We start from the raw sequence: 19178 nt of genomic DNA on the forward strand, positions 1-19178 counted from the left end.
TTTCTACCTATGCATTAAATGGATCGGGTAGATGAGGTGCTTGAGGCTGCACAACCACTGCTGTGCCATACACAAATAACTCAGAAGCACCTTGTGCAATATTGGAAGTTGAAAAGCGAATACCCACAATTGCATTCGCACCAAGCTGTTGGGCTTTTACAATCATACGCTGCATGGCTTCTTGGCGAGATTCTTCTAATAATTCGGTATAACCCGTCAGTTCGCCACCCACGATATTTTTTAAACTTGCCATCAAGTCACGGCCAACATGCTTACTACGAACGGTACTTCCGTAAACAACATCCAGCTGCTTTACAATCTGGTGGCCTGGAACACTTTCTAAATTACTTAATAACATTGTTTTTTATCAATCTAAATTCTTAAGGTTTCAAGATAAAAAATATTCAGATGAGTTGCAATAAAAAAGCCCACCGAAGTGAGCTTTTATGAATAAGTTATTTAAAACTTATTGTTTTTTAAGTTCAGCACTAGATGGTTGATTAACCACTGTATCTGAAGTATTTGCTTTTAAACCACCACCTAGAGTTTTGTATAACTCGATTTGGTTGTTTAAGTTTGCTTGTTGAAGCAATAACAAACCTTGTTCTGCTGAATAAGATGAACGCTGTGCATCAAGAACAGTCAAGTAACTATCAATACCGGCACGGAAGCGGGCATTTGAAAGTGTGTAGTTGCGGTTAGTTGCTTCTACTAGACGTTGTTGAGCTGTTAAACGCTCACCAATGTTGGCACGAGTTGCAAGCGCGTCATTAACTTCGCGGAACGCAGACTGAACTGATTTTTCATAATCAGACAATGCAATTTTCTGATCAGTTTCAGAAATTTTCACATTGGCACGACGAGTGCCCCAGTCAAAGATTGGTAAGTCTAAGCTTGGACCAATTGACCATACAAAACCACCAGACTTAAATAGATCACTTAAGTCAGTTGATGCATAACCTGCAGAACCCGTTAAGCTAATGGTTGGGAATAAACGTGCTTTTGCAGCACCGATATTCGCACCAGCAGCGCTTAAGTTATATTCAGCAGCTTTTACATCTGGACGGTTGTTAAGTAAGTCGCTTGGTAAACCCGCTGTAAATACATTTTGTTGCGTAATGCGTTTTACAGGTTGGGTTGGTAACAAGTTTTGTGGAACTGGTTGACCTACTAACAAGTTCAACAAGTTTTGTGCTTGAGCAATCTGTGTTTTGTAGTTCGCTACATCATTACGCGCAGTTTCTACAGAAATCTGTGCCTGACGTAGTGGAACTTCACTATCGATACCCACATCAAAACGTTTTTTGTTGAGATTGTAAGAATCTTGCTGTGCTTTAAGTGTTTGCTCTGCAAGTCTTAAGTTGGCAGTTGCGAAAGAATAGTTCAACCATGCTTGAGCCACTTGACTGATTAGACTGATTTGAGTCGAATCACGTGCGCTTTGCGTTGAAAGATAACTATCTAATGCAGCATCTTTTAAGCTACGTACGCGGCCCCAAAAATCAAGCTCATAGGCAGTTACACCCAGACCTACTTGATAAGTAGAGTAGGGGTTATTCGGATCACGGCTTTGAGAAACCTGACGAATTGCACTACCACTTGCTCCGATTGTTGGAAGCTGATTGTTCTGTGTAATTCGATATTGCTGTTGAGCACGTTCGATATTGAGCGTTGCTGTACGTAAGTCGCGGTTGTTGGCAAGTGCCAAATCAATCACTCCGAGCAAACGAGGGTCAGCAAAGAACTGTTTGTAACCCTGTTCAGCAATAGACGTACCAGAAGCGCTATATGCATAGCTTTGTGGAATATCGGTTTTCACGACTGGTTCTGGGCCGCGCATGCTTTGACAAGCTGACAAAGCAAGCGCAAGTGCAGATACCGCAATGCTACGACCTGAAATAGACCATACGTTTTGCATCACGATTTATGCTCCTGAGTGTTTATGGTTTTTGGTTTGTACTTAAAGATACTACGAATCCACACATAGAATACAGGGATAAAGAAGATACCTAAGAACGTTGCACTGAGTACGCCACCGAGTACACCGTAACCAACAGAGTGCTGACTTCCAGCACCTGCACCTGTTGAAAGGGCAAGCGGAAGTACACCGAAACCGAAGGCAAGGGTAGTCATGATAATTGGGCGTAAACGCATTTTTGCAGCATGTAAAGTTGCATCAATGAGGTCTTCACCTTTTTCCTGCAGCTCTTTTGCGAACTCAACAATCAAGATCGCATTTTTTGCAGAAAGACCGATTACCGCGATCATCGCTACCTGGAAGTAAATGTTATTTGAGAGATTTGGATCTCCTTTAATAATCATACCCAAGTAAGTTAATACGATTGCACCAATAATACCGAGTGGTACTACAAGTAAAACCGAGAACGGAATAGACCAGCTTTCATACAATGCAGCCAAGCAAAGGAAAACGATTAACAATGAAAGCGCATATAAGAATGGAGCTTGAGCACCAGACTCACGTTCTTCAAGTGATAAACCTGTCCATTCATAGTCGAAACCTTGTAAGCCCATAGATGGTAACTTAGCAATAATTTCTTCCATTGCTTTCATCGAGTCACCAGAGCTCACGCCAGGTGCAGGTGTACCTTGAATGTTAACCGATGACACGCCGTTATAACGTTCAAGACGTGGAGAACCATATGTCCATTCGCCACTAGCAAATGCAGAGAACGGTACCATTTCGCCTTTGTTATTACGTACATACCACTTGTTTAAGTCTTCAGGCATCATACGGCTACCCGCATCACCTTGAACATAAACTTTTTTCACACGGCCACGGTCAACGAAGTCGTTAATGTATGAGCCACCCCATGCAATACGCATTGTATTGTTAATGTCGGCAATACTCACACCCATGGCACCAGCTTGAGCTTGGTCTACATTAATTTGATACTGAGGTGTATCTTCTTGACCATTAGGGCGAACACCCACAAGACGTTTATCTTGTGCAGCCAAACCTAAGATCGTATTACGTGCAGCAATAAGTTTCTCATGGCCTTGACCACTTGAATCTTTAAGTTGCAAGTTGAATCCGGCTGTTACACCGAGTTCAGGCATTGCTGGAAGCTGTAAAGGCATGATGTAAGATGCGTCTTTAACGATCATGTTCAATGCCATACCACGCTGAATCAATGCGCCAATTTGAGTTTCTGGTGAAGTACGTTCACTCCAATCTTTCAATTTAACGAAGCCGATACCAGCATTTTGACCCACACCTGTGAATGAGAAGCCCGAAACGGTGAAAATCGATTCCACAGTATCTTTTTCATTCATGAAGAAGTTTGTCATGGTGTCAATCACTTTACCTGTACGGTCAAGCGTTGCATTTGGCGGTAATTGAACAAGTGTCATGACCACACCCTGATCTTCTTCTGGTAAGAATGAAGATGGGAGTTTTTGGAACAAGAACACTAATAAAGCAATAACTACAGCGTAAAGCACGCCAGAGAAGATTTTGCCCTTAAGCATGCGGTTAACACCATTTTGGTAGCTATGCGACATGCGGTCAAAACCATTGTTAAAGCCTCTAAAGAAACGAGCAAAAATATTATTGCTTGGTGCTTTGTTAGGATCATGCTGTTTTAAAATGGTTGCACAAAGTGCCGGTGTAAATGTTAACGCTACAATTAACGATAGAACCATTGCTGTTACAAGGGTAATCGAGAATTGACGGTAAATTACACCAGTGGTACCACCAAAGAATGCCATTGGTACGAATACAGCTGTTAATACGCTCGTGATACCAATTAACGCGCCAGAAATCTGTTGCATTGATCGTGACGTCGCCGTGACCGGATCGGTATGCTCCTCACTCATAACACGTTCGACGTTTTCGACTACAACGATGGCGTCATCGACCAAAAGACCAATTGCCAATACCATGGCGAACATGGTTAAGGTGTTAATTGAAAAGCCAAAGATATTAATAACAGCGAATGTACCTAACACAACAACAGGTACAGCAAGTGTTGGAATAATCGTTGCACGCCAGTTCTGTAAGAACAAGAACATGACAATGAATACCAAAATTACCGCTTCAATTAATGTGTGTACAACACTTTCAATTGACAGACGAATAAATGGAGTTGTGTCATAAGCCAGTTTGTCTTCAAGACCCGCTGGATAGTTCTTACGTAGTTCAGATAAACGTTGCTCAACTGCTTCTGCGGTATCAAGTGCGTTGGCACCAGTTGCAATTTTAATTGCAAGACCACCAGCAGGTTTACCATTAAACTTCGAATCGAACTGGTAGTTATCAGAACCTAACTCTACACGCGCAACATCTTTTAAACGAACCTCAGCACCAGATGCTGTGTTCTTCAAGAAGATATTTTTAAACTGTTCGGGTGTTTGCAGCAAACTTTGAGCATTCACTGTTGCGTTAAGCACCTGACCTTGTACAGCTGGTGCACCACCTAATTGACCTACCGCTACTTGTGAGTTTTGCGCTTGTAAAGCTGTTGCAATATCACTCGGAGTAAGTTGATAACTGGTTAACTTAGCTGGATCAAGCCAAATACGCATTGCGTATGAACCACCAAAGACTGTTACCTCACCCACACCAGCAACACGGCTAAGTGGTTCTTTAATTGATGAGTTTACATAGTCTTTAATGTCCGAGTCAGAAAGGCTGTTATCTGGTGAGTAGAATGCAATAACTTGCAAGAAGCTTGCACCAGATTTAGTAACTGTTACACCTTGACGCTGTACATCTTCAGGTAAAAGCGCAGTTGCAGATTGTAGTTTGTTTTGAACCTGAACCTGTGCAATATCTGGATCAATACCTTGTTCAAAGTTTAATTGAATAGAGGCCTGACCGTTACCAGCACTGTTAGATGAAATGTAGCGTAAACCATCTAGACCATTCATTTGTTGTTCAATGATCTGGGTTACAGTGTTTTCAACAGTCTCAGCAGATGCACCAGGATAAGTTGCAGCAATTGTAACTGTCGGTGGTGCAATCGTCGGATACTGTGCAATAGGCATTTTTGTTAGCGTGAGAATACCCGCCAACATAATGACTAATGCAATCACCCACGCAAAAATGGGGCGATGAATAAAAAATTGTGCCATTCAATCTACCCCTTATGCATTAGATGCTTTCTGTTCTGCTTGAGGTTTACCTGATTGAGCCGGTTTTGTCGCATTTGGAGCTGCACCTTGTGGATTCGCTGGTTGAGCTTGGTAAGGTTTTGCTGAAACTTCTTGCCCTTCTTTAACTTTGGCAACACCGTCAACAATCACTTTATCACCAGCTTTAAGACCGTTAGTCACAATCCAGTTTTGTCCTTGAACACCAGAGGTTTCAACAGGACGACTCTCAACAGCACCTTTAGCATTAACAAGCATTGCTACCGCTTGACCTGTAGGTAAACGTGTAATTGCAGCTTGAGGAATCAGGTAAGCATTAGGAACTACACCTTGAACAATCTGTGCAGTGGTATACATGCCTGGAAGTAACAGATGATTCGGGTTCGAGAATACGGCACGTAAAGTAATCGTTCCTGTATCCTGATTTACAGAAGCATCAGAGAAAGCAAGTTGTCCTTCGATTGGGTAAGTTGAACCATCTTCGAGCTTCAATTTCACTTTCGTGTTGTTACTATTGTTCAAACTACCTTTGCTGAGTTGTTGACGTAAACGTAATAACTCGGCACTAGACTGGTTAATGTCAACATAGATTGGATCTAACTGTTGAATCGTCACTAAAGGATCAGTTTGGTTGGCAGTCACTAAAGCACCAGCTGTTACAGAAGAACGTCCAGACTGACCAGAAATTGGTGAGCGAATTGTAGAGTAGCCAAGATCAACATTTGCATTCGTTACTTGCGCTTTTGCAGCAGAAACTTGTGCTTCGGCAACATTTACCTGACCAAGTAAGTCGTCATATTCTTGTTTAGATACAGCATTACTTGAAACAAGTTGCTTATAACGGTTTAACTTAGTACGTAGTGAAGCTAGATTTGCCTGTTGTTGTAAAAGGGTAGCCTTTGCATTTTCAAGCGTTGCACGGTTAGTTCGAGAATCCAGTTCATATAGAGCCTGTCCTTCACGAACGTAACTTCCTTCAGCAAACAAGCGTTTTAAAATCACACCACTTGTTTGAGGGCGAACTTCAGAAATTTGATATGCTGAAGTACGGCCGGAGAGTTCAACGCTTTGTTCAACACTTTGTGGTTGAGCAACAATAACACCTACTTCTGCAGGCGGCATTTTCTGAGCAGCAGCAGCTTGCTGTTTCTCATCGGAGCCTTTGCTACAACCAACAAGTGCGATACTTGTTGCTAATGCGCAAGCAGTAAGGGCAGGAGCCCAAAGCTTAGCCGACATCATTGTTCCACCTCGTTTAGATAAAATCTAAAAATATATTTGTTTTCTACTTAACCTACTTTGTGTTTGTAATAACCAGAGCCAAAGCAGTGCAATCCAAATAAAACCTATGCCCCAACCGGCGAGTACATCTGTTGGAAAATGAACTCCAGCATATATTCTTGAAAGCCCCATGCAGATAAACCAAAGACAGGAAATCAAAATGATATAAGGAGAGTTAGTGTTGGGCTTATGGCATAACATTATCATTGCCATACAAGCTAGTGTTGATGCATAAACACTATGTGCACTTGGGAACGATGCACCATAACTTTCGACAATATGATATACCTGTGGAGGTCTTGGACGGTCAACACACCACTTGAGCAGCCAACCCGTGATGATACTGCCAAGAACACCCACGCTAATGAAAATAACAGTAATATATTTTTTATACCATGCTTGATATATACACACCAATAAGGATAAAAAACATACAAAAGGCATACCACCTACACGTGCTAGAAAGGTCGTAATAAAGTTAAGATAATCCGAACGGTTTTCACTCAATATTTGAACGGTGAGAAGATCCAAAGATTGAAGTCTTGGTACAAAAAGACCAAGCACACCTAATCCTAAAAAAATACAACCAATAAAAAGCAATATATAGGGCATTTGTATACCTTTGCTTGTTCAAGCAGTGTCCACTACTGAAAGCCGTTAAAAGTGTACTCGCCAGTACACTTTTTTTCAAGCCTGATGGATCATCGTAAATTCATTTTGAATTTTTTTTAACATTTGGAAAAACAATCACAACAAAATTGACGAAATTCATATTCTGTGTACAAAGTAAAAGTTAGTGTTCCGCCTTTTTTCCGTTATTTATTGGCGTATTTTCTTCAAGTTCTAATGGTTGTTTTGGCGGCCAGAAAAAATCACTCGGGCGAGTTAAAAAATGGGTCATAACCAACTTGGCTAAAGGTTTCCATTGTTCAAATCGAACGCGGCGAGCTCGTAATGCCACAATAATCGTTAAGGTGAAGCTCACAAATAAGTTAGTTAGACCAATACATAACACACCAAGAAAAGACACGATAATCAGACCAATATCTGGACTACCATTAATAGTCATTAAACCTTGTATAAAGTTAGCTGATGCAAAGGCAATATGGCGAATATCTAGAGGTAGGCCCAAAATAAAGCCAATAGTTCCCATACTTCCTAGCATTACACCAAACAGGAAATTACCTGCGAGAGCTCCTAAATTACGTTCAACATATTCTGCAAAACGGTTCAGACGCTCTTGTCCAAATAAATTCCGTAAACGTCGGTGTGCTTTTAGACGCGGCCCGACTTTTCGATAAACAGCCATGTTGTCGAAGTACCCTGCAATGAGACCTGACAAAAACAGACATACTCCAGCAATTGCTGCATGTGGTACAGCTAATGACGTGAAGGGGTTTAGGCTGTGTAGAAGATAAGTTGCTTTGGTATGGGTTAATAACGGTTCATCAAGATAAAACTGCCAAGCAAAAGTAATCAGCGCAGCAGTGGGAATCGCAATTGAAATATTACCCAAAATAGCAATAAATTGCGTTCGGATGATATTAATAATAAGCGCCGCTAACTCCGCAATTTGAGCCGTTTTAGAGCCTTTACGTTGCTGTACTGTTGCCGCAAGTGCGGCAGCCGTCATAGCGGGCTGCTTAGTTGCAACTGTAAAATGCAGAACATGAATCAGAATGAAACCTAAAGAGTAGTTCATACTGAAAGTAAAGGCTTGCATAAGCGGAGCCATTGTCATTCTTGCAGCAAGAATTTTTAAAGATGCCATAAAGGCAATAATGACACCTGCTCCAGCGGCAGCTTTATACATCCCCCAAAAACCTTTTGTGTCTGTACTTACATAATGTTCGCCTGTTCGGCTGGCATTCTCTGTTACTTGAAAGGCAATGAGTTCACTGGTCGTGCTGAGTAAAGAACGGACACTTTTTTCGCTGTAGTGCGCCTTAGTTAAATCAGAAATAAGATGTCCTAAAGAAACATACTTTCCATGAGTATTATCTACAACTAGATAAAGTAATAACTCAATTCGATCAAGACATTGCTCAAGTAATGACAATAAATAAGTCAAACTTAAACTAACACCAATTCTTTTGGTCGCACGACGAATCTTTAAAACGACATCCCGACATTGTTCCAACATAACAAATGCTTGTGATGCATCAGGAGGAGCAATAACTGCAATCTCATGATCAGAATGTTCTTGTTTCTTATATTTTTCTATGAACTCAATAATTTCACGGTTCTGAACTAAAAATGGCGACTCATATTCTGTTAATTCTGGCTGAGCGTTAATAAATTCGGGATAAAGACCAATTCCACTAATTCGATAAGATAAGACTGTAATGGCTTTAATCATTTCACTTTGAATGACTAGCTTTTCATCGACATTACTATGGCTTTGTCCAATAAGACTAAATAAATTTGACCAATCTTCATCATCAATATTATTGAGCCAAATTTTGTCACTTTCTAAATAGAAAATTTTACCAATTAATATTTTGAGTTGGCTTGAGTCTTCTATTAGCGGTAAAAAATGTGCTCCGAGTCTTTGTCCAAGCTGATTCCAGAAACCATCTAAAGACAAAATTCCGCTATCGGCATATAAACTAACTTGCTTATAGCGATTAATTAAACGTAATAAAAAAGTTTGTAGTAAGAAGGGCGCTGTAGGTGTGCGCAAAAGACTTTCAATTAAAGCCTGTATTTTTTTCTTAATTTCATCCGTATCTTGTGGGTTGGATGGGCGGACGGCATTGACGAGTTCAATAAGTAGATTTTCATCAATGACAGCTTGAGGATCCTCAAGCTGCTTCTCTATTTTTAAAAAATGATCTGAAAAATTTATATGCATAGGCAAAATAATATCTATTGTATTCGATGTAACGCAAGCTGAGTTAAGTTAATCAAAGCCTGACGATACGGTGTATCGGGTAGGTTTGATAAAGCTTGCAGTGCTGCTTCTGTTTCTTCTTGGGCACGTTGGTTGCAATAATCTAAAGCACCAGACTTCTGTACAATTTCGATGACCTGAGATAGTTGGTCTACTCCACCAGTCGCGATACTGCGACGAATAATCGCATGCTCTTCACCTGTTGAGTTTGCTAATGCAGAAATTAACGGTAAAGTTGGTTTACCTTCCATTAAATCATCACCAATATTTTTACCTAATGTTTCAGCATCAGAGGTGTAGTCTAAAATATCATCAATAATTTGGAATGCATTACCAAAATGACCTGCAAATAATCTTAATGGCTCACGGTACGCTTCTTGCCCTGCCAAAATAGCAGCACCTTCTGTAGCCAGCTCAAACAGGCGAGACGTTTTACCATGAATAATTTTTAAATAAGTTTCTTCAGTTGTATCTGGTTGATGCTGCGATTGAAGTTGTAATACTTCACCTTCAGCAATTTCACATGTACCTGTTGAAAAGTCTTTCAATAAAGTCATGTTGTTTAAATCGACCAGTAAATCGAAAGCACGCGCAATCAAGAAGTCGCCAACTAAAACGGCTGTTTGATTGTTCCATGTTGCATTTGCTGTAGGACGACCACGACGAAGCCCAGATTCATCTACCACATCATCATGGACCAGTGTCGCAGTATGCAACATTTCAATGATTGCAGCTAAACGTTGTGCATTTGCCATGTTATCTAAACCACAAGCACGGGCTGCAAGTAAGCACATGATTGGGCGCATACGCTTTCCGCCAGCTTCAACGACATGTTTGCTGACAGACATGACTAAACCGACTTTTGAGCTAATTCCTTCATTAATCAAGTGATCCATCGCAGCGAAGTCTGAAGCAACAGGCGCAAGAATGTCTTGCTTGAAATCGATGACCATATGAAGAAAAACCCCGTATTGGTAGATAAGTGGCGTTAGTGTATCAATTAAAGATGTGTTGCATAGCTTAACAAGTGGCTGATATTAATCATTTCTATTGTTTTTAAGCGTTTTTTGTTCTTTATTTAAGCAAAATACGATGTTTCCGACAAAACAATAAATTTAATGACATCAGCATTAATACAACTTGTTCTTGACGCAATTTGTGTTTGGAACTGTATTTTAATTTTCATTCAGAATCAATGAAAACTGCTAAATTCCAGTCCAAGCTGTTTGATTTTGTAAGAATAGGAGATCATGCTTTACTCATATATAGAAAATACTTGTCGTTTGATCAAATTTCACTTAAAATCTGTCGCCTTGTATAACCCCAGTGGCGTTCGTTTTAAGATCGATATATCCCTTTATCGACACGACGACACGGGCTGATTGGAGTACATTATGTACGCAGTAATCCAAAGCGGTGGTAAACAGCACCGTGTAGTTGAGGGCGAAACCCTTAAAGTTGAATTATTGAAAGCTGAATCTGGTGCGACTATTACATTTGATGATGTATTAATGGTTGTAAACGGTGACAACATTCAAATCGGTGCTCCAGTTGTAGCTGGCGCTAAAGTAACTGCAGAAGTGATTGGTCATGGTCGTCACGACAAAATCCGCATTATCAAAATGCGTCGTCGTAAACACTACCGTAAACAACAAGGTCACCGTCAATGGTTCACTGAGTTGAAAATTACTGGTATTTCAGGCTAATCACGAGGAGTAAGAGACATGGCAACTAAAAAAGCCGGTGGATCGACGAAGAACGGTCGTGATTCAAACCCAAAAATGTTAGGTGTTAAAGTTTACGGCGGTCAAGCTGTAACTGCTGGTAACATCATCGTTCGTCAACGTGGTACAGAGTTCCACGCTGGTGCAAATGTTGGTATGGGCCGTGACCATACTTTATTTGCTACTGCTGACGGCGTAGTAAAATTCGAAGTGAAAGGTCAATTTGGCCGTCGCTACGTAAAAGTTGAAACTGTATAAGTTTTAGCTTGAAAAAAGCCCACATTTTGTGGGCTTTTTTTATGGGATTTATTTTTATTCATCTTCATCATGATGAATGAAATTCTACAAACAACATGAATAACATAACAAAATATCTTATTTTCTCAATGATTAGCACAGAGTTTGTCGGTTAATATGAGTCTTGAATTAAGAGCTTACTCAGCTTTATAACTTTGAAAGAGAGTAAGTTGTCTTACAGCAACTAAAAAGGTGATGACATGAATATGCTTCGTAAAACTATGTGTGCTATTACACTTAGCGCGTCAGTGCTTGCTCCTGTAATGAGTACTACAGTGTTTGCTGCGCCTGTAGCAGCACCGGAGCAACAGGCAATTGGGAACCTGGTTAATCAGTTATCAGGTTTACAGCGTTTGACTGCCGACTTTGAACAAACAACTAAAGCCAATACAAAAACTGTGGTACAGAAAAAGAGTTTAAGTGCACAGCATATGAACCAGACATTTAAAGGCTCAATGAAAGTTGAGCGTCCGGGGAAATTTTATTGGGAAACAGTAAGTCCTGCGAAACAAACTATTGTAACGAGTGGAAAAACAGTTTGGATCTATGATCCAGATTTACAACAAGCGGTCCGCCAAAGCTTAGATGATCAGGTTGCAGATACGCCAGCATTGTTACTCTCTGGTAATACCAACCAAATCATGAAGTCTTATCGTGTAACACAACCCGATAAATCTAAACTTTATTTCACATTATTCCCTAAAAAAGAAGATGGGGCATTCCAAAGCTTAACGATTAGCTTTGGAGCAAATAAAGCGCCTACACTTATGATATTACAAGACTCATTAGGTCAAACCACCTATGTACGCTTTAAGAACGTTAAAGTAAATGCTTCAATTCCTGCATCAGTCTTTAACTTTACACCGCCAAAAGGTACAGATGTTATTGACCAATAATTAAAGCCTCTTCAAAAAAGCTACCGTAAAAGGTAGCTTTTTTTTATATAAGAGAGGTAGATACATTTTTTAACCCCGTCTTATTCTTACGCTTTGTATAGTGTTAGAGGTAAATTCATGGGGATTATTATGCGACTTTACGACAAGAAAATTATTTGTATTCTTCCATTAATGGCTGCAATGGCAATTGTGACTGGTTGTCAACCAAAGTCGGCAGCCAAAGAAGAGCAGGCTGCTTCGACTGCAAAAGTTAAAGAAACGAAAGAGGAGGGCGTTCCTGTAATTCAAGCAAAAGTAATCCCAGTAAAATTGTCAAAATCAAAAGTTTGCTTAGAAGATGGTTGTACTGAGTATGACTTTCAAACGGTACAAACCAACCATAAGTGGATTAATGATTACTTCACTAATCGTATAAAGAAAGCAGATCCGAACGCTTTTGCAAATTTAGCTGATCAACCAGTTGAAGTACCTGAAGGTGAACCAAGTTCAAGTCAAAGTGCAATTTATGTTCGCTATTTAGGGCAAAACTATAATCTTGCCACCTTTGCATTACAGACTTATTCGTACTCAGCTGGTGCAGCACACGGCATGTCTCATCAAGAATTTGTAAATTTTGATTTGTTAAATAAAAAGCATATTACTGTTGAAGAGCTTATTAAGCCAGATGTTGAAAAACAGTTGGTTGATGCTCTTTTTGAAGCAAATACAAATTGGCTTCAAGCACATAATATTAGCCGTGAAAAACTTCAGCTAAGCGATAATTTCTACTATGGTGCTAATGGCATTGTATTTGTCTATCCAATTTATGAGCTAGCTTCATATGCAGAGGGAATGTCTGAATTAACACTGCCATATTTTGAAGCGGGTAAGTTCATTAAACCTGAGTATTTGCCAAGTGTGCCAAACTATAACTTTTAAAATAAGTGATCTGTTCTAAGAATTGTGTGAAAGCTATTCGTTATGAAGATGATCACTATATTTTTTAGTGTTAAGGCCTTACACTATAGCCAGTTTTTTACCCATATTATGATTGATTATGATCGACCCTAAGTTACTCAGAAATAATATTGAAGCCGTTAATGCGGCTTTGGCAAAACGCGGTGTTCAATTAGATGTTCAAGAATGGGCTTCTTTAGAAACTCGCCGTAAAGATTTGCAATCAAAAACTGAAAAATTGCAGGCAGAACGTAATGCCGGTGCAAAACAAGTGGGTCAGATTAAAAAATCCGGTGGTGATGCTTCTGAAATCATGGCGCGTATGCAAGCCATTGGTGACGAAATCAAAGCTGCTGAAGTTGCTTTGTCAGAGTTACAAAACGAGATTGAACAAAAAGCGTTGAGTATTCCTAACTTACCAGATGAGTCTGTTCCTGCTGGTAAAGATGAAGATGATAACGTTGAAATCTCAAAATGGGGTACGCCTCGTCAGTTTGATTTTGAAATCAAAGATCATACTGATTTAGGTGAGTGGATGGGCGGTTTAGAGTTTGAAACTGCTACTAAGTTGACTGGTTCACGTTTTAGCGTATTGAAAGGTTCTTTAGCGCGCCTACAACGTGCATTAACGCAGTTCATGCTTGATACCCATACTTTAAAGAATGGCTATACAGAAGCTTACGTGCCTTATTTGGTCAATGCGGATTCACTTCGTGGTACTGGTCAGTTGCCAAAATTTGAAGAAGATTTATTCAAACTTCAAGGCGAAAAAGAATATTACCTCATCCCTACAGCAGAAGTTCCTGTTACTAACTTCGTTCGTGATGAGATTATTGATACCGAACGTTTGCCTTTAAAATATGCAGCGCATACACCGTGTTTCCGTAGTGAAGCTGGTTCTTATGGACGTGATACCCGTGGTTTAATTCGTCAGCATCAATTTGACAAAGTTGAGATGGTGCAAATCGTTAAACCTGAAACATCTATGCAAGCACTTGAAGAGCTTACTGCACATGCTGAGGGCATTTTGCAGGCACTAGGTCTGCCATACCGCAAAATTTTGCTTTGTGGTGGTGACATGGGCTTTGGTGCAACTAAGACTTACGACTTAGAAGTTTGGGTTCCAAGCCAAAATACTTATCGTGAAATCTCTAGCTGCTCTAATATGGGTGATTTTCAGGCACGCCGCATGAAAGCACGCTACAGAATGGATCAAAAGAAGACCGAATTGGTGCATACACTAAATGGTTCAGGTCTGGCAGTGGGACGTACTTTGCTTGCTGTAATGGAAAATTACCAACGTGAAGACGGTTCTATCGAGATTCCAGAGGTATTACGCCCATATATGGGTGGTGCAACGTTTATTGACTAAGCTTTGCATCTAAATTGTGCACGGTTTTTGCTTAACCCAAATCAGATGATTAATGTAGAGGTTTAAGGTGGATATTTTTCCAATCTCTTTAAAGTTGCAACAGCAACATTGTCTGATTGTAGGTGGTGGGCATATTGCATTGCGCAAAGCAAACCTTTTAGCCAAAGCGGGAGCAGTAATCGATATTATTGCTCCTGCAATTGAAGAGCAGCTTTTACAGTTAGTCAAAACGACAGGCGGAGAGTATTTTGCCGAGTCCTTTGCTGAAAAAATATTAAATACACCATATCGATTAGTGATTGCTGCAACTAATGATGCGCAAGTGAATAAAGCTGTTTTTGAACAATGTGAAGCGCGTAATTTATTGGTCAATAGTGTTGATGATATTCCACATTGTCGCTTTATGGTTCCAGCTATTATTGACCGTTCTCCGTTAATTATTTCTGTCGCTTCAAATGGTGCATCACCAGTTTTATCGAGACAACTTCGTACTCAAATAGAAACAATTGTTCCGCATGGCATGGGTAAGTTGGCTGAGTTTTCTGGTCAGTGGCGTAAGCAGGTAAAAGAAAAAATTCCCAATCCAGATGAGCGTCGGATTTTTTGGGAAAACCTCTATGCTAGCCCATTGAAAGAACAAGTTTTCAATGACAATTTAGAAGTTGCAAATGGTTTGATTCAGCAAGCCTTAACAGAATGGACTGCACCTAAAGGTGAAGTTTATTTGGTAGGCGCTGGACCGGGTGATCCAGAGTTACTGACACTAAAAGCATTACGTCTTATGCAACAAGCCGACGTTGTGATTTATGATCGTCTTGTTTCTGCACCCATTTTAGAGCTTTGTCGCCGTGATGCGACTAAAATTTATGTCGGTAAAGCCCGTTCAAATCACTCTGTTCCCCAAGATAGTATCAATGCCTTATTGGTTGAATATGCTCAAAAAGGAAAGCGCGTTTGTCGTTTAAAGGGTGGTGATCCATTTATCTTTGGGCGTGGTGGTGAAGAGATTCAAGAGCTCGTTGAGGCAAATGTCACTTTCCAAGTTGTACCGGGTATAACAGCAGCATCAGGCTGTTCAGCTTATGCTGGCATTCCATTAACACATCGTGACTATGCACAAAGTGTTCGTTTCTTGACTGGGCATTTAAAGGAAGGTTCACCTGAACTTCCTTGGAATGAACTGGTTTATGAAAATCAAACTTTGGTTTTATACATGGGGCTAGTTGGTTTGGAGCGTATTTGTGAGCAACTCATTGCTCATGGCCAACGTGCTGATATGCCGGTAGCTTTAATCTCTAAAGGAACCACACCAGACCAGAAAGTTGTAGTTGGAACATTAGCTGATATCGCAACAAAAGTGTCTGAACATCATATCGTAGCACCGACTTTAACCATTATTGGTGAAGTGGTGAATTTACGTGAACAGTTAAAATGGCAATAAGTTCATTTGAGTTTATTGCTGGTTATTAAAGTCGAGAAAATTTGTGATTCATGTTGTCCTATACGAGCCTGAAATTCCTGCCAATACAGGCAATATCATTCGTTTATGTGCTAATACTGGTGCACAGTTACATTTAGTCAAGCCTTTAGGTTTTGAATTGGATGATAAAAAGCTCAAACGAGCAGGCCTTGATTATCATGAATGGGCACGTATGCAAATTTGGGACAACATAGAACTTTGCCTTGCCGACTTGAAAGCTAAAGGTGTCGAGCATGTTTTTCCACTCACCACTAAAGGTTCTGCAACTCCGCATACAGTTGATTTGAATCGACCTGTGGCTTTACTGATGGGGCCGGAAACACGCGGCTTGCCTGAACATGTTCGCTTGATGTTTCCACAACAACAGTGGATTCGTTTGCCAATGGCTGAAAACTCAAGAAGTTTAAATTTATCTAATGCAACGGCTGTGATTGTTTATGAAGCATGGCGTCAGCAGGGTTTTAAAAACTTAGGATGAGTTAATAGTTTTTAAATAAGAATAAGGCCACAGTTGTGGCCTTATTTTTTATATAAATCTAATTAAGCCTGTTCTAGCACTTTTTCATCATAAGTCATTTGGGCTGCTAAAACCTGTTCAATATTGGTTTCGGCCCATTCTTTTAATTGGAACGCCATTGAAGCGACATTTTGCCCCAGAGAAGTGAGTGAGTAATCAACACGAATAGGAGACGTATTCTGAATTTTACGCTCAATAAAACCGTCTCTTTCCAGCATTTTTAACTTCTGTGATAAGACTTTAGGTGAAATACCTTGAATATTCTTTTTTAGCAAGTTGAAATGCTGAGTTTCCTCTTCAAGCACATTTAAAATTAATAAAACCCACTTATCTGCAATTTTTTCAAAAAATAAACGAGCAGGGCAATGTTGTTGAAAAACATTATATTTTAGACATTCATTCATACTATTTACCTGCTAATTTCTTAAAAAATTACCATAGTTACCAGTTAGTAACTAATTGACACCTAGTTTCTAAAATATATCATAAAGTGGAATTTAATAAAACAAAGGTTTGCTCCCATGTCTAACTCTAATATCGCGGTTGTATATTTCTCTGGTTATGGCCACACTAAAGTCGTGGCTGAAACGTTTGCAAATGAAATTAATGCTCAGCTCATCCAAATTGATCAAGAAGGTAATATTACTGATCAAGATTGGCAGACATTAAATGATGCGAAGGGGATTGTTTTTGGTGCTCCGACTTATATGGGTACAGCACCATGGCAATTTAAAAAGTTTGCTGATGCAACTTCAAAAGTTTGGTTTACACGTGGTTGGCAAGATAAAGTATTTGCAGGCTTTACAAACAGCGCGAGCTTAAATGGGGATAAGCAGGTTACCCTTATTCAATTACAGACTCTAGCATCGCAACATGGTGGAATTTGGGTAAGCCTTGGTTTATTACCAGCGAATACAAAAGATGCAACACGTGAAGATGTAAATAACTTAGGTGGTTCAGTTGGACTTTTAGTTCAATCTCCTTCTGATGCAAGTGTAGAGGAAGTCCCTACTGGAGACCTTGAAACAGCAAAGCTTTATGCTCAACGTGTACAAAATATTGTGAACAAAATTTTTGGTTAATTTGACCATAAAAAAAGGCGCTTTAAGCGCCTTTTTTTATGAGGGGTGGTTATTCATGTTCATTATGTTGAGGTGCTTGATATTTAAAACCTTTAGTTTTATAACCTAGGTATAAAATACCGAACATTGCCCACCATAATCCATATTTCAAGGCTGTCTCTTCAATCTCAAGCCATAGAGCGAAAATACTGAAGAAGCCAAGAAGTGGAATAATTACAAAGTTAAAAATATCTTTGAAATTCTTTGTGCGGCCATCACGTAAAGCATAGCGTGAAATCACTGATAAATTAACAAATGTGAACGCAGTTAACGCACCAAAGCTAATCATTGAAATGACAATATCTAAGCTCATGAAGCCTGCTGATAGTGCTACAACACCCACAATAAGAATATTGTATGAAGGCGTATAGTTCTTTGGACTAACATGACCAAAGATTTTTTTATTGATTACACCATCACGTCCCATTGCATACATCAAGCGCGATACACCTGCATGAGCTGAAATACCAGATGCCATGACAGTAATAATTGCAAAAGCAAGAACGTATGACTGAAATAATGAACCACCTACAAGTAATAAAATGTCTGGCTGTGTTGCTGCAACATCTTCAAAGTAGTTTTTAGGATCATGTGGGAAGTAAATTTGCATGAAGTAAGTACTGATGACAAAGATTACACCAGCGATAAGTGCTGTTAAGAAAATCGCTTTAGGTAAGGTTTTTTCAGTATCTTTGGTTTCTTCTGCTAAAGAACTTAAAGAGTCGAATCCAGTAAACGAGAAGCAAAGTAATGTTGCACCAGTGACTAATGCCCCTACGGATGTCAACTCATTCCAGAAAGGCTCTAAACTCCATAACTGATAACGGGTTGCTGCTGTAATAGGGCCTTCTGCATTATAGCCCATTTGTAATTTGCTATAGACCAGATAAGTAAATATGCCGATCACGAGTAACTGTACAAATACAATGAGGCTATTAAAATTGGCAACAAAGCGTGCACCGCGTAAGTTAACACCGGTCATGAAAGCGGTTAATACAATTACCCATACCCAATGATTGACTGTAGGGAATAATGCATCAAGATAAATACCAGCCAAAATAATATTGACCATTGGTGAAAGCAAATAATCTAACCAAGATGACCAACCGACCATGAATCCAACATTTGGATGAATGGATTTTTGTGCATAGGTATAAGCTGAACCTGAAGATGGATAGCGCTTAATCATATGTCCATAACTAATCGATGTTAGCAAAATGGCAATTAATGCAAAAATATACGAAGTTGGAACATGGTAATGACTTTCTTCGGAAACTAGACCGAATGTGTCAAATAATGTCATTGGCTGAATATAGGCTAAACCAATAATAATAATATGCCAAAGACCTAGCGTTTTTTGTAGCTTAACTACAGACGGAGTCCCAGAGATAGTTGTCAACGGCGTTATCCTCATAATCGTTGATCAAGGATCAGCTTGGTGTTAAGGATCGTTTGAGACGAACGATCCCCCCTACAGAAAAAGATAAAGTGCGCCAATCTATCCTAAATTGATGCAAATTGTCAGTACTTTCATCGATTTTTTAGCAAA

The 19178-nt window shown here is 39.7% G+C and carries 17 protein-coding genes; 8 read left to right on the forward strand and 9 right to left on the reverse strand.

From position 1 onward, the window contains the following. Positions 1-7: 7 nt before the first annotated feature. From MKX14_RS14475 to sdsA, 7 genes are all read right to left on the reverse strand, one after another. The gene (locus MKX14_RS14475; RefSeq protein WP_002116377.1) at positions 8-358 is read right to left on the reverse strand and encodes a YbjQ family protein; all 351 of its coding nucleotides are present in this window, start codon (positions 356-358) and stop codon (positions 8-10) included. Positions 359-466: 108 nt separating this feature from the next. Next, the gene (gene adeK, locus MKX14_RS14480; protein ID WP_170249640.1) at positions 467-1918 is read right to left on the reverse strand and encodes a multidrug efflux RND transporter outer membrane channel subunit AdeK; all 1452 of its coding nucleotides are present in this window, start codon (positions 1916-1918) and stop codon (positions 467-469) included. Beyond that, complete coding sequence (gene adeJ, locus MKX14_RS14485) at positions 1918-5094, reverse strand: multidrug efflux RND transporter permease subunit AdeJ (protein ID WP_240282788.1); 3177 nt, start codon at positions 5092-5094, stop codon at positions 1918-1920. Before adeJ ends, adeK begins: the two co-directional genes overlap by 1 nt. Before the next feature lie 12 nt (positions 5095-5106). Further along, positions 5107-6354, reverse strand: coding sequence for a multidrug efflux RND transporter periplasmic adaptor subunit AdeI (gene adeI / locus MKX14_RS14490; protein ID WP_002116482.1), 1248 nt, complete (start codon positions 6352-6354; stop codon positions 5107-5109). 24 nt (positions 6355-6378) lie between these two features. Continuing rightward, positions 6379-7005, reverse strand: coding sequence for a phosphatase PAP2 family protein (locus MKX14_RS14495; protein WP_046812535.1), 627 nt, complete (start codon positions 7003-7005; stop codon positions 6379-6381). Positions 7006-7186: 181 nt separating this feature from the next. Further along, positions 7187-9247 carry a site-specific recombinase gene (locus tag MKX14_RS14500; protein ID WP_240282789.1) on the reverse strand — a complete coding sequence of 687 codons (2061 nt, stop codon included), beginning with the start codon at positions 9245-9247 and terminating at the stop codon, positions 7187-7189. Positions 9248-9261: 14 nt separating this feature from the next. After that, the gene (gene sdsA / locus MKX14_RS14505) at positions 9262-10239 is read right to left on the reverse strand and encodes an All-trans-nonaprenyl-diphosphate synthase (RefSeq protein ID WP_044101611.1); all 978 of its coding nucleotides are present in this window, start codon (positions 10237-10239) and stop codon (positions 9262-9264) included. Between the two features lie 441 nt (positions 10240-10680). On the opposite strand from sdsA, the gene rplU reads away from it, so the two are divergent. From rplU to MKX14_RS14540, 7 genes are all read left to right on the forward strand, one after another. Then, entirely contained in the window at positions 10681-10992 is a 312-nt protein-coding gene (gene rplU / locus MKX14_RS14510; protein ID WP_000271409.1) for a 50S ribosomal protein L21, read from the forward strand. An 18-nt stretch (positions 10993-11010) separates the two neighbouring features. Continuing rightward, the gene (gene rpmA / locus MKX14_RS14515; RefSeq protein ID WP_002116037.1) at positions 11011-11268 is read left to right on the forward strand and encodes a 50S ribosomal protein L27; all 258 of its coding nucleotides are present in this window, start codon (positions 11011-11013) and stop codon (positions 11266-11268) included. Between the two features lie 239 nt (positions 11269-11507). After that, positions 11508-12203, forward strand: coding sequence for an outer membrane lipoprotein chaperone LolA (gene lolA / locus MKX14_RS14520; protein WP_046813146.1), 696 nt, complete (start codon positions 11508-11510; stop codon positions 12201-12203). A 117-nt stretch (positions 12204-12320) separates the two neighbouring features. After that, positions 12321-13121 carry an RsiV family protein gene (locus tag MKX14_RS14525; protein ID WP_240282790.1) on the forward strand — a complete coding sequence of 267 codons (801 nt, stop codon included), beginning with the start codon at positions 12321-12323 and terminating at the stop codon, positions 13119-13121. 118 nt (positions 13122-13239) lie between these two features. Further along, a complete protein-coding gene (gene serS, locus MKX14_RS14530; protein ID WP_005072887.1) occupies positions 13240-14511 on the forward strand; it encodes a serine--tRNA ligase in 1272 nt (423 codons plus the stop codon). Between the two features lie 67 nt (positions 14512-14578). Then, complete coding sequence (gene cysG, locus MKX14_RS14535) at positions 14579-15952, forward strand: siroheme synthase CysG (RefSeq protein ID WP_240282791.1); 1374 nt, start codon at positions 14579-14581, stop codon at positions 15950-15952. 43 nt (positions 15953-15995) lie between these two features. After that, positions 15996-16469, forward strand: a complete 474-nt coding sequence (locus MKX14_RS14540) for a tRNA (cytidine(34)-2'-O)-methyltransferase (RefSeq protein ID WP_049838019.1) — start codon at positions 15996-15998, stop codon at positions 16467-16469. A 62-nt stretch (positions 16470-16531) separates the two neighbouring features. Here MKX14_RS14540 and MKX14_RS14545 read toward each other — a convergent pair whose 3' ends face one another. Continuing rightward, positions 16532-16912 carry a winged helix-turn-helix transcriptional regulator gene (locus MKX14_RS14545; protein ID WP_002116344.1) on the reverse strand — a complete coding sequence of 127 codons (381 nt, stop codon included), beginning with the start codon at positions 16910-16912 and terminating at the stop codon, positions 16532-16534. A 117-nt stretch (positions 16913-17029) separates the two neighbouring features. Between MKX14_RS14545 and MKX14_RS14550 the strand changes: the two genes are divergently transcribed. Continuing rightward, entirely contained in the window at positions 17030-17590 is a 561-nt protein-coding gene (locus MKX14_RS14550) for a flavodoxin family protein (protein ID WP_069141406.1), read from the forward strand. 49 nt (positions 17591-17639) lie between these two features. Here MKX14_RS14550 and MKX14_RS14555 read toward each other — a convergent pair whose 3' ends face one another. Next, the gene (locus MKX14_RS14555; protein WP_046813145.1) at positions 17640-19043 is read right to left on the reverse strand and encodes an APC family permease; all 1404 of its coding nucleotides are present in this window, start codon (positions 19041-19043) and stop codon (positions 17640-17642) included. Positions 19044-19178 lie beyond the last annotated feature (135 nt).

The sequence above is a fragment of the Acinetobacter pittii genome, assembly GCF_022449185.1.
Lineage (GTDB): Bacteria > Pseudomonadota > Gammaproteobacteria > Pseudomonadales > Moraxellaceae > Acinetobacter > Acinetobacter pittii_I.